This window comes from Chitinophaga sp. CC14, from assembly GCF_048957795.1.
Taxonomy (GTDB): domain Bacteria; phylum Bacteroidota; class Bacteroidia; order Chitinophagales; family Chitinophagaceae; genus Chitinophaga; species Chitinophaga ginsengisegetis.
The window spans coordinates 459,689-472,478 of the sequence record NZ_JARBFY010000005.1; the positions used below are offsets into that span (position 1 = coordinate 459,689).

Annotated in this window: 7 protein-coding genes; 3 read left to right on the forward strand and 4 right to left on the reverse strand. The window is 48.9% G+C overall.

The genetic code is table 11. From position 1 onward, the window contains the following. Positions 1-112: 112 nt before the first annotated feature. The 3 genes from PV783_RS21440 to PV783_RS21450 all read right to left on the reverse strand — a co-directional run bounded on the left by PV783_RS21440 (position 113) and on the right by PV783_RS21450 (position 2,999). On the reverse strand, positions 113-1,234 hold the full coding sequence (locus PV783_RS21440; RefSeq protein ID WP_420989502.1) for a FecR family protein: 1,122 nt from the start codon (positions 1,232-1,234) through the stop codon (positions 113-115). Between the two features lie 71 nt (positions 1,235-1,305). Then, positions 1,306-1,923 carry an RNA polymerase sigma factor gene (locus tag PV783_RS21445; RefSeq protein ID WP_111579343.1) on the reverse strand — a complete coding sequence of 206 codons (618 nt, stop codon included), beginning with the start codon at positions 1,921-1,923 and terminating at the stop codon, positions 1,306-1,308. Positions 1,924-2,120: 197 nt separating this feature from the next. Continuing rightward, entirely contained in the window at positions 2,121-2,999 is an 879-nt protein-coding gene (locus tag PV783_RS21450) for an ROK family protein (RefSeq protein WP_420989503.1), read from the reverse strand. Between the two features lie 519 nt (positions 3,000-3,518). Here PV783_RS21450 and PV783_RS21455 point away from each other — a divergent pair. Together PV783_RS21455 and PV783_RS21460 are read left to right on the forward strand one after the other, a co-directional pair. Beyond that, the gene (locus tag PV783_RS21455) at positions 3,519-5,429 is read left to right on the forward strand and encodes an SPFH domain-containing protein (protein ID WP_079472768.1); all 1,911 of its coding nucleotides are present in this window, start codon (positions 3,519-3,521) and stop codon (positions 5,427-5,429) included. A 174-nt stretch (positions 5,430-5,603) separates the two neighbouring features. After that, positions 5,604-6,008, forward strand: a complete 405-nt coding sequence (locus tag PV783_RS21460) for a winged helix-turn-helix transcriptional regulator (protein ID WP_079472767.1) — start codon at positions 5,604-5,606, stop codon at positions 6,006-6,008. Here the strand turns inward: PV783_RS21460 and PV783_RS21465 are convergent. Then, positions 6,005-6,892, reverse strand: coding sequence for an NAD(P)-dependent oxidoreductase (locus PV783_RS21465; protein WP_420989504.1), 888 nt, complete (start codon positions 6,890-6,892; stop codon positions 6,005-6,007). The genes PV783_RS21460 and PV783_RS21465 overlap by 4 nt on opposite strands. 114 nt (positions 6,893-7,006) lie before the next feature. On the opposite strand from PV783_RS21465, the gene PV783_RS21470 reads away from it, so the two are divergent. After that, positions 7,007-12,775: an alpha-2-macroglobulin family protein gene (locus PV783_RS21470; protein ID WP_420989505.1), complete on the forward strand. Its 5,769-nt coding sequence runs from the start codon at positions 7,007-7,009 to the stop codon at positions 12,773-12,775. Positions 12,776-12,790 lie beyond the last annotated feature (15 nt).

The window sequence follows — 12,790 nt, forward strand, 5'->3', positions numbered from 1 at the left end:
TACAGTTTTTTTAGTTAAACAAAAAGACAAGCCCGTCCCCGCTTCCGGCGGGGCAGTGCAACCGGAAGATGTCCCACCATCTTCCGGTTTTTTTTGGCGATATATATGGTATTTAGTCTTTCTCTTTCAGGATGATGCGCTGTCCGTGGCGCTCATAGCGCAGCGAGTTGGTGGCGCAGATCACATCCAATACGTTTTCAAGATTATCTTCCAGGTCAAGGTCACCGGAACAGGTTTCCAGTCCGGGTTGTGTTGATGCAAGGTCCAGCTGTATATTATAGTAACGCGTTAGTTTTTTCAGGATCTCTTTCAACGGCGTGCTGTAAAACAACAGGCGTCCGTCTTTCCAGGCGGTATAAGTACTTACGTTTACGGTGCTTACCTGCAGGTCTCCGCTTTCCACACCTACTGTAGCCATCTCGTTGGGTTGCAGCTTACGGGAATGTTTTCCGAAAAGATGTTGTGACGGCAGCTGCATACGTACGCTGCCCGACGCCAGCACCAGGCTTTGTTGCCGGTCGTCCGGATAAGCGCTGATATTAAAGGAGGTACCGAGCACTTCTGTTTCTATACGTGAAGCATATACGAAAAAAGGAGCATGGGCATCAGGGGCCACTTCAAAAAAGGCTTCTCCTTCCAGGTATACTTCCCGTTTCTTTTGCCGGAAGGTAGCGGGATAAACAAGGCGGGAGCCGGCGTTCAGCAGCACGATGGTCCCATCTTCCAGCTGCAGGCGGGCGCGGCGGCCGTAAGGCACCAGCAGCGTGTTGTACGGGGCTGCCGACGACAGGGTACTGTCTGCATTGATGGTTACTCCTTTGCCTCCGTATACAAGCGATGCGTTTTTCCCGGATACCACAATGGCCTGTTGTTGTCCGAGGATCAGGCGGGTATCGGTGGCGCTTTCCACGTGTTGTTGCCGGGCAAACTGTACCAGTGAGTGCGTGGGCCGGGGCCAGAACAACCAGGCGCCTACCGACAGCAATAATAATATGGCGGCGGCGATTTTTAGGAACAGGTACCTGTGTATGGATGGTTTGGACACTAAACCCGCCGCAATGTCCTGCCATAGCAGGGCTTTATCGGCCGGATCCCATGTTTCTGCGCCGGCGTTTGTGATCATGCGCTGCACGGCATCTGCCATCTGTTGCTGCACGGGATCATCGCTCTGTACAGGCTGTTCATGGTCATTACCAAGCAGGTCTTCCAATTTCAGGTGTTTCTTATCAGGCATCTTGCGGCATCTTTGCTATATAGAGCAACAAACAAACAGGATATAGACTCCGGAACGAAACTTTTTTTTATTCAGGGATGCTCCCGGGAAATCCAGGACATTAAGAGGATCATTAACGGCAGCACCGGCACTTTTTCCATGTTGGCGCGCAGTTGCCGGAAGGCTCTGTAGGCAAGGGTGCGGCAGGTAGGTACACTTATTTTCATGATACCGGCCACTTCTTCGTACGACAGGTTGCAGTTAAACTTAAGGAAAAGGACTTCTTTCTGCCGGGCAGGTAATTCATTGAGTTCACGGGCCAGCAATCGCAGCATTTCCTGCTGTTGTTCGGCCGCAATCAACAGCTGTTCGGCATCTGGTTCATAAACAATGGAGAAATAGTCCTCCGCATTGACGGTATGGAGAATGGTGGCATTCTTTTTTACGGCCTGGTGGATCTTCCTGCGGAACGACCGGAGCAGGTAAAACCGGATGTTCACGTCGTGAGCGAGGTTACTCCTGTAGTGATAAAGACTGGTAAAAAGCTCCTGGATACAATCCTTTATAGTGCTGGTATCTTTTATATATCTTAAGCCATACCGGAAAAGCATATCCGCATACATCTCATACAATTCCCTGTAGGCTTGCTGATCCCCCAGGATGACATTGTTCCACAAAATATTATCAGCTGCAATTAGGCGGTCTTTCAAACAGTAAATATTTAGAAGTGGTTGATGCCCCTAATATAAAGGAAAAAGCAGAAAGGTTAAAGCATTAAACAAAAAGCTATTGGCACAAACACCAGGGCGGATATTTTTTCCGGAGATGGATATGCCCGGAACCTACCTGCTTTGGTTGTTGCGCCAATAGCTTCTTTTAAATTTATGTTTTCGTTGAACAGGCTGTGCTATGCCTCCTGGAAGGCATGCCATAAGCTGGCTGCGCCGATCAGGGCTGCCGCCTCACCGAGGGTAGCAGTAACTACCGGAACGGTGATCTGTTGTTTTTCCAGTTCTTTTTTCAGTTGAGGGAAGAAGAGGTCAGCCGCGTTGGCAATGTTGCCGCCGATCACTACAATTTCGGGTTGTTCTTCTTTAATAAAGGCAGTAAGTAAAGTGCCGAGGTTTACGGCAAACTCGTTGAACAGTTGCGGTATTCTATCGTCAACGCCTATACGAGCTACCAGTGCTTTTACATCTGCTACTGTTTCACCGCTTATTTCTTCATAGCGTTTTACAAACCAGCGGGTAGAAAGATAGTCTTCCGCCATGCCGTCTTTAAAAGGAGAGCACCAGCGGTTGGCATCATTGGCTGCTCCATCGCGGTAAATGGCTGAACCCAGGCCCGTGCCCAGTGTAAGCCCGATCACGCATTGGTGGTTTCTGCCGGCGCCGCTGAACACTTCGCCCTGCAGGAAGCAGCCGGCATCGTTGATAAAGCGGATCTGTTCCGGTGAAATTCCGAGGCTTGTTGCCAGTAGTTCTTTTACGTTCAGGTTGTATAATGCGTCATATTTATGTTGCCCTTTCATGAGGCTGATCCCGTGCTCATAGTCGAACGGACCCGGCATGCCGATACCAATATGCCGGACATCTGCTGAAGCGTGGGTAAATACTTCCCTGATAACAGCCGCCCAGCCATCGATGATATCCGCTACTTCGCCCTGTGAGTTAATACGGGTGCGGTTCCATGTGCCTTCTATGATCGATCTTGTGTTAAGATCTACCAGTGCTGCGGTAATGTGGGAGCCGCCGATATCTATTCCTAACGCCGTGGAATTTGTCATAAATTCAATAAATAGAATGTTTGCTAAATCGTTAAAGCTATACAAATATAAAAAACTATTTGGTTGACATGCTCAGAAAAATCGTTTTAGCAAAGTGAAAAACAGTTAAACAGCTCTCAATATAGGGCGTTTTTCCAAAAATCAAAAAAAACGGGAGATTTTTCAATAGTTCTCAAAGAAACCTCCCTGCCATTATCTGAAATAATCAGCAAAGGTCATCCGGAAACATTTATCTGAAATTCCCGGCTAACCTCCATGATCATCTGCCGGAAATTATTTTGACAGATGAAAAATAATCATCACTTTTACATCCGAAATTCATTTTTCAATGGAATCTGATCATTGCTCCGGCAACAACATCCTGATAGCTTATATCGCTACGAACTTCAACACTTCGCCCCCACTTTTCTGAAATAGATATGCATGGCCCAAACCCTGAAGTGACACGTCCGTCAGCAGTTTCGCCGTGCATTTAAATTCATCTTTACAAACACACATACCTTAACAACAACCCTACAAATGGAAAACACATTTCTCAGATGGGCTTTGCTTATCGGCCTGCCCATTCTATGCCTTGTACTGTACAAAGTAATTCTTCGTATATGCTTTGGCGTAGTCATTGTACCGGAAGACCGTATCGGTCTGGTTACTAAAAAATTTGTACTGATCGGTAAACAGGAACTGCCCGAAGGCCGCATCCTTGCCACCAATGGCGAAGCTGGCTTCCAGGCGCAAACACTCGCTCCCGGCGTATACTTCTGGAAATGGATCTGGCAGTACAGCGTTACCTTTCAACCGTTTACCATCATCCCCACCGGTAAAATCGGACTGGTACTGGCGAAAGACGGTTCAGAACTGGAAACAGGTTCCATCCTGGCCCGCAAGGTTCCCTGCGACTCCTTCCAGGACGCCGTGGCCTTCCTGCAGAACGGTGGCCGCAAAGGCCGGCAAACCGCCATTATCACGCCCGGATCGTACCGTATCAATACCTTCCTGTTTGAAGTGGAAATCACCGACATGCTATCCATCCCCGATAATGCCGTGGGAATTGTTACCACTCTCGAAGGACAGGCCATTGAAACCGGCTCCATTGCGGGTAAAACCATCGAAAACCACAACAACTTCCAGGATGTGGATGCCTTCCTCGAAAAAGGCGGCTACAAAGGCTTACAGGAACAGGTGATCCTGGCCGGCTCCTACTTTATTAACCCATGGTTCGCCAAACTGGAAATGGTGCGTATGACGGAAATCGCCATCGGCCACGTAGGCGTGGTGATCTCCTTCGTGGGTAATGATGGCGTGGATCTCAGCGGCGCAGAGTTCAAACACGGTAACATCGTGGCCAAAGGCACCAAAGGTGTATGGGCCGAGCCACTGGGACCGGGTAAGTATCCTGTTAATCCCTATATCATGAAAGTAGAACTGGTGCCTACCACCAACCTGGTGCTGAACTGGGCCACCGCCAGAAGTGAGGCCCACCAGCTGGATAAAAACCTCTCTACCATCACCGTGAGAAGCCGAGATGGCTTTACTTTTAATCTCGACGTAGCGCAGATCATCCACATCCCAACTACTGAAGCCCCTAAAGTAATTGCCCGCTTCGGTAACATGAGCAACCTGGTAACACAGGTACTGGAACCTACCATCGGTAACTATTTCCGTAACTCCGCCCAGGGATCAGATGTGATCAGTTTCCTCACCAGCCGTAAGGAACGGCAAACTTCCGCGAAGGAACATATCGGCCAGGTACTGGATCAGTACAATGTGTTCGGGGTAGATACCCTTATCGGCGACATTGTGCCACCGGAAACACTGATGAAAACACTGACCGACCGTAAAATTGCAGAAGAACAGAAAATTACCTATGATACAGAGCGACTGGCACAGGAAACCCGTCAGACGCTGGAAAAAGAAACCGCCATTGCAGAAATGCAGAAGGAAATTGTAAAAGCCGACCAGGGCGTTTGGATTGCGGAAAGACATGCAGACGCCTCCGTGAAAAAAGCCACCGGTGACGCCAACAGCGTGCGGCTGCAAGCCAACGCGGAAAGCGACCGGATGAAATTACTGGCCGGCGGTGAAGCAGAAAAAGTACGCCTGCTGGCCAAAGCAGAAGCGGAACGCACCGAGTGGATTGCAAAAGCCGATGCGGAAAAAATTGCCCTCACCGGTAAAGCAGAAGCAGAAAAGATCCTGGCCATTGGTCAGTCCAGCGCGGAATCCTACAAACTGGCAGTAGAAGCAATGGGTGGCAACAACTTTACCCAACTGAAAGTAATGGAAGCCATCGGATCACAGCAAATCCGCATTATGCCGGATGTGCTCATCAGCGGCGGAGACGGCGCCAACGGTCCGATCAGCGGATTGCTCGGTCTCAAATTACTGGAAGATGTGGCAAAGAAAAACGAAGCCGGAAAACAGGCAGAATAAAACTGCAAGAAGCATAACAAAAGGGGAAGGTGTGCGCCTTCCCCTTTTTGCTTTATGCCCTGCGGTTATCAATACTGTAAGTCACCAGAGAACAGGGTTACCAAAAGGATAGCGGTATCCTTCACTATAGCAGTGCATTGCGTATCTTTATACCCGGAAAGAAAATATGAACGTATGCGAAAAGAAAATTCCTCTAATGCCATCAACGGAAAACAGCTGCGCGGCGACTGCGGAACAGCGTATACCCTGTCGTTGATCGGCGGACGCTGGAAACCCAGCATACTGTGGCGCTTACTGGATGGTAAACTACGCTATAATGAACTGAAAAAGTCGATCACCGGCATCTCTGAAAGAGTGCTGGTACTGCAGTTGAGGGAACTGGAAAACGACCACCTTGTTAAACGGATCGTGTACCCGGAAGTACCTCCACGGGTAGAGTATGAACTCACCCCGCTGGGATGGAGCATGGAAAGCATGTTGCAGCATATCTCCGACTGGGGCACTATGCACCGGGAAGATGCCATAGCACGCCAGGCATCCAAAGAAAAAACCGTGGCGGCTATGGCTGATAAAGGTTAAACTGCCAGTCCGGCGTCCTCGAGCGCACCGGAAGCCAGCGCCGTCCAGTCGGCATCATGTATATCCTTCGCCAGGATGGTGGTGAGCCGGTTCTGCACCAGGTTAGCCAGCGGCATCGGCGTATATGATTTCCGCGCCGTTTGCAATACCAGGTCCATATCTTTCAACCCTAATTCCGCACTGAAAGAAGGATTACCGGTAAATTTACGATCCAGGATCATGGCGCCATAATTCCTGAAAATAGGGCCCGAAAATAACGTAGTGGTGAGCATTTCATACGCCTCCCTGGGATCTACCCCGTTTTTCTCTGCCAGCGCAAAAGCCTCTGCCATCAGTTCCAGCGCCCCGGCAATCATAAAATTACCCATCAGCTTCAGCACATTGGCGCTACCGGCATCTTCTCCAAGATCAAAAATATTACGGGCAAACCCTGCCTCCAATAAAGGGCGTATCCTTTCTTTAGCCGCAGCAGGACCGGAAATCACCGAATTACCTGCTTTCGCCGCTGCCGCCTCCGGCCGCGCAAATACCGGCGCACCTACAAACAACACCCCGTGCTTCCCATGCCGCACCGACAACTCCCTCGATATATCCGGCGAAACAGTGCTCATAGACACATGGATGCCGCCTTCTCCAAGCGCCTGCACCAACGCATCGGTGGCCACTGCTTCCAGCGCCTTGTCATCCGCCACCAGGCTCAGAACAACCCCTCCTTTCACAGCGGTTTCCTCCGGGCTGTTCACCAGTATGGCACCCAGCTGTTCCAGCGGCAATGCCTTCTCCCGGGTACGGTTATAAATTCTTAAAGTATAACCTGCCTTCAGCAGGTTCTCTGCAATGGGATAGCCCAAATGGCCTGTGCCGATAAATCCAATGGTTTCCATAATTCTTCAGTTATCTTGTTGGTTCAAATCTATCATTTCAAAATGATTATATAAAGATATGTGGATTTTTAGTTTCCCTTCTTTTCCTTAAATTCAGCATATAATCCTTATACCTTGAAAAGAATTTCATTGTTTCTGCTGTGCTTATGTAGCATCACAGCCAGCGCCCAGCAATACATCTCCCAAAGTAAAACCACCAGTGAAAGAAATAACATCTATAAAATAACAGATAAGGAAGCGCTCCGGATATTTGAGCTGAGCAGAGCATCCAAACCCTGGGCAGATGAAAAATACCTGCATACCGCAGCCGGCACTTATCCGTTTGGCGCCAGCTTCCCTGCGGGTACTGCCCCCGGAAATTATGTAGTGGTAACCGGCCTGCAGAATAACCTGGCGTATGAATACAAACCCGTACAGAATGTAATCCTGAAGGTAGTTACCAATAACTACGATCTGGCATTGCTCTTACATGATAAAAATGGGAAACCGATTTCCAATGCCAGCGTGCGGATCAACCAACGGACTATTCCCTGGGATGCACGCACACAAACCTATCGCATTCCGCGCTACAAAAAAGGCGGTATCATACAGGTGTACCATAACCAGGTGCTGAACCTTTTTAACCTGACGGTCCCCAAGCGTAAGGGCAGGCTCCACTTCTGGAAAAAGTTGCTCCCCCGCAAAAAAAATTATTATCATAATGAACCCAGATTTTCGCAGTCTACTTCCACCGAAAAAAAATACAAGGGCTTCATGGCCTTCAGTAAAGCGAAATACAGGCCCGGCGATACCCTGCGGATGAAGGCATTCATCATTAATCGCCATACAAAGCCGGTAAATGAACCCCTGCTGTTACGACTTTACAGTGAAGACATGGATATCGATACAATCCTCACCACTATCCGTCCTTACCGGCCGGGAGGCTATGATTACGAAATGGTGCTCAGTGACAGCCTGGACCTCGATCTGGACACAGACTACCTGTTTACCCTGGAAACCCTGGACAGCAGGAAATATACCTCCGACAATAACGAAACCGACCTGGATGATGATGAATACTTTGCCAGGCGGAAAGTATTGATGCGCGGTACGTTTGAATATGAAGAGTATGAGCTGAAATCGATCCGTTTTACCGCCCGCACCGATGTGAAAGAACATACCCGTGGCACGCCGGTATCCCTGTTCCTGAAGGCCACCGATGAAAACGACCTGCCGGTAATGGATGGGCGTGTAACCATCACCGTTACCCCTAACAACATTTCACAATATCACGCGCCGGTGGTATTTATACCCCACCAGTTATGGAAACATGAAGTAGCGCTGGATATGACCGGGGAAACCAAAGTAACGCTGCCGGACAGTATTTTCCCGGCCGCTTCTTTTTCCTATAACATCAGCACGCAGTTTCTGAACAGCAACAATGAAAGCCAAAGCAGCCGTATTTCCCAGCAATATTATTATGATACGGATGAAATCAGTTTCACACCAAAAGGCGATAGCTTATCTGTTGACTTTAAACGCTCCGGCCACGTCATACCTTCACAGGCCACGCTGCTGTTGCTGAATGCAAAGCGTGATACGGTTGCTCTTTCTGCTATCTCATTGCCCGCCGTATTGCCGCTGCATCCTTATGTAAATACCTACCGGGTAACAGCAGGCAACGTCACTAAAAGCTACCTGTCATCCGGTGAAAATGGCATGATCCAGTGCAATGCCAGCCGTACCCGCGATTCCGTATTTGCAGATATTGTGAATCCAAAAAAATTGTACTTCTGGTATAGCATCTTTGCCGGCAACAAACTGGTGGCACAGGGCTACGACCGGCAGCTGTCGTGGAAAGCCGCCACCGCCACCCGCGGGTATTATTTTGTTTCCCTGCAATATATCTGGAATGACCAGGTGAAAGATGAGCACTTCATCATCCCTTATCTTGAAAAACAATTACAGGTAACCATCAATAACCCGGTAGCTGTGTACCCGGGGCAAACAGTTCGTATAGGCATCACAGTTACTGATGCAGAAGGCCGGCCTGTAAAGGATGCAGATGTTACGGCTTATGCGATGACTACCAGGTTTAACTATACCATGCCTAACCTGCCCAATCTTGATAAAAGGCATCCTATGCGGAAAGCATATAGCCAACAGCGGTTATTTGATAGAAAAACCGTATCCGGCAAACAGATCATGAACTGGGACCGGTGGAAAAACGAAATGACGCTGGATAGCAACGCGTATTATCGCTTCCTGCATCCGGATGGAATACGTTACAGCACGGAACCTGCGAAGAATGATATCACACAGATATCCCCGTTTGTTACAGAAAATGGCGCTGTACAGTTTATCAGTCGTGTGAAGATAGATGAACAACCGGTGTTCTTCGCCAATACGGACCTCCGGCCAGCCTATAGCTTTGCGGTATGGCCCGGCAAACACAAACTGGAAATCCGTACTTCTGATAAGGAAATTATCATCGACAGCATCTACGCCGAAGAAGGACTTAAAACCTTTATCAGCATCGCTGCCGATAAACCCGATGAACGCGTACGCATCACCAAAATGCCAACGGAACTTACCCCGCTGGAAGTAAATCTATATAAGCGTTACGTGGTACCATTTCTCACGGATAACAATGACGGGTATACGTATATTAACCAGAATGGAAATATACAATGGTTTACCCCCATCTATGGTTACCGCAAAAGCATCCAGCTGGCCGGACCACTGAAAAACAATGATGCCGACTATATTGTAAAAGGCAGGTTTATACAATCTTTTGTACCTGAACCGGGTTATACATTTGAGATCCGGCAAGGGTTAGTGAAAGAAACGAGTACCAGCGATCAGCGACTCAGATTCTATTTGCCGAAAGAAGTGGATCAGCCACAGCTATATGATCATGTGATCACAGAAAGTGAAATGGACAGTATCTGGAATGATCACCTGGATGGCCTGCAGATAAACCAGGAGCTATACTCCAATGCAAGAGGCGACGGGAATACCTCTAACCTCATCATTTCGCCGGATACTGCCTTCAAAGGGAATGAACCGCGGCAGCTGTTCCTTTACCGCTACGATGATCCCACTTATATCCGTATTTACCGCGGACAAACCACCTGGTTTTATAACCTCGAGCCTGGCAATTACCGCCTGCTGGTATTGCTGAAGAAAAATAAATACTATGTGGCCGATAGCCTGAAAGCTAATGCCGGCGGCAATACCTATTACCGGTTACACGCCCGGAAAGTAATGGAAAAAGACTCCACAAGCGCTGCATTATCAAAAGCGATACTGGACTGGAGAGGTTATGAAACACAACAGATGTCGACCAACGCGACGACCGACTTTACCACGCCGTTCAACAACCAATACCTGGATACTTCCGGCTTCACCCGTCGTATATCCGGGGTGATAACAACAGATGCGAACGGCCCCGTACCCGGCGCCTCCATTATTCTGAAGGGAACAAGGTATGGCACCCTGAGCAATGCAAAAGGATATTTCTCCTTAGCCGTTACAGAAAAAGGACAGCTCACCGTTAATGCTATTGGGTATAACGCCGAAACTGTTACTTTAAGGGACCAGGATTTTATTGAGATAAAATTAAAACCGGTAATACAATCCCTGAGTGAAACGGTGGTAGTGGGTTACGGCACGCAACGCAAAAAGGAAATTACCGCCGCTGCTTCGCACTTCATTACCGGCAATCTTAATGGCGTAGTGGCAGGCGTCACTATACGGGGCGCCGACAGCATTAACACGCCGCCACTGATTATCATTGATGGTGTTCCCTATGAAGGTTTACTGGAAAGCCTGGATCCGTCTCTTATTAAAAATATGTCGGTGCTGAAAGATGCCGCCGCCACCGCTATTTATGGCGCCAGGGCCGCCAACGGAGTAATCCTCATCACCAGCAGCAAAGCGGGTTTTATAGCGGCAGCCAGCCAGGAAGCCCTGCCGGCAGAAGCCAATAGCCTGCGCAGCAACTTCCGGGATGATGCATTTTGGCAACCACGGTTACGCACCAACGAAAAAGGAGAAACCTCTTTTAAGGTAACCTTCCCGGATGATATCACCAACTGGAAAACCTATGCACTGGCATTCACTGACCAGGGACAAACCGGCAGTGCACAGGTACAGATCAAATCATATAAACCGCTGAGCGCAAACTTGTCGCTCCCGGTGTTTGCCGTTGAAGGCGACAGCGTAAACATTATCGGTAAGGTGCTGAACTATGGCACCGACAGCGCTACTGTCAGCCGCAGCTTCTACACCAACCAGGTACTCACCAACACCCGTTCCATTGGCGTGCGCAACAGCCTGATTGATACCTTCCCGGTGCATGTTCCCCTATCGGGCGACAGCATCTCCTTTAAATATACCATCACCGGTAACCAGGATTACTTCGACGGAGAATACCGCGCTATTCCTGTCTTTAAAAAAGGCGTAACAGAAACCAAAGGCTTCTTTGCCGCACTACCGGCCGATACCAGCTTCTCCCTGTCTTTTGCAGACGATACCGCTGCTGTTCACCTGTATGCCTGCACCGGCATGCTACCGGTACTGCTGGATGAAATAGATTATCTCCGGCGTTATGAATATCTATGCAATGAACAACTGGCCTCCAAACTCACCGGCCTGCTGCTGGAGAAACAAGCCCGTAAATTCCTTGGGCTACCGTTTAAGGATCTGAAAAAGATCTCTGAGCTGATCCGTAAACTGGAACAGAATGAAAATAAAGATGGCGGCTGGGGCTGGTGGAATAAAAGCACTTCTGTGTACTGGGTTTCACAACATGTAACAAAAGCCTTGCTGATGGCTGAAAAAGAGGGATTTAAGCCCAACATCAACAAAGCAGCGCTGATCGATTACTCCGTATTCCAGCTGAATAGTTCCGTGCACGCCAGGGATGCGTACACCAATAATTTAACCCTGCTGGAAACATTGTACGAGCTGGACGCCAAAATTAATTTCCCGGCTTACCTCGATACCATACCGGCAAACAAAGGCAGTAAGTATGACCAGTTCCGTTTATTATACCTGAAACAACGGACAGGCATACACGTAAATACAGCCTCACTGATGGCTGCGCGGCAAACCACCATGATGGGCAATAGTTACTGGGGGGAAGATAGTTACCAGCTCTTTAACAATGATGTACAACTCACCTTGCTGGCATATAAAATATTGCGGGCCGAAGGAGGACATGACGCCCTGTTACGCACTATCCGCGACTGGTTCATGGAAAAGCGGCGCAGCGGCAACTGGCGCAATACCTACGAATCTGCTACTATCCTGGCTACCATCCTGCCGGATGCGTTGCAAACTTCGGAGATGCAAACGCCGGGGCTTAGTATTAACGGGGAACAGGTGAGTGCCTTTCCTTATACGCATATTTTTACAGCCGGTAAGCCATTAAACGTCGTTAAGCAGGGCGGCTCCACCGTATATTTTACCGGCTGGCAACAGCACTGGAATCCGGCGCCGCCACCTGCAGCACACCAGTTCAGCGTGAGCAGTCAGTTCCTGCAGCAGGATACGGCTGTGAACTTCCTCACCGCAGGCCGCGCTGTTACCCTTGAAGTTACCGTGGAAGTAAAGGCAGATGCGGATTACGTGATGGTGGAAATACCGGTGCCGGCAGGCTGTTCCTATGAGGGAAAAAACAGTCAGTGGTCGAACCATGAAGTACACCGCGAGTACTTTAAAAACAAGGTAAGCATCTTCAGTGATTATTTAAACAAAGGTACTTACCGCTTTACGGTGTCATTGATGCCGCGCTATACAGGGTATTACCACCTGAACCCGGCCAAAGCAGAAATGATGTATTTCCCGGTATTTTTTGGGAGAGAAGGCATGAAAAAGGTGGCGATCAGGGGCAAATAAAATCATCACTCATTT

Bases quoted from the DNA above. Each gene is read 5' to 3' on its own strand.
- PV783_RS21440 (WP_420989502.1), bottom strand. From the start codon at position 1,234: ATGCCTGATAAGAAACACCTGAAATTGGAAGACCTGCTTGGTAATGAC.
- PV783_RS21450 (WP_420989503.1), bottom strand. From the start codon at position 2,999: ATGACAAATTCCACGGCGTTAGGAATAGATATCGGCGGCTCCCACATT.
- PV783_RS21455 (WP_079472768.1), top strand. From the start codon at position 3,519: ATGGAAAACACATTTCTCAGATGGGCTTTGCTTATCGGCCTGCCCATT.
- PV783_RS21460 (WP_079472767.1), top strand. From the start codon at position 5,604: ATGCGAAAAGAAAATTCCTCTAATGCCATCAACGGAAAACAGCTGCGC.
- PV783_RS21465 (WP_420989504.1), bottom strand. From the start codon at position 6,892: ATGGAAACCATTGGATTTATCGGCACAGGCCATTTGGGCTATCCCATT.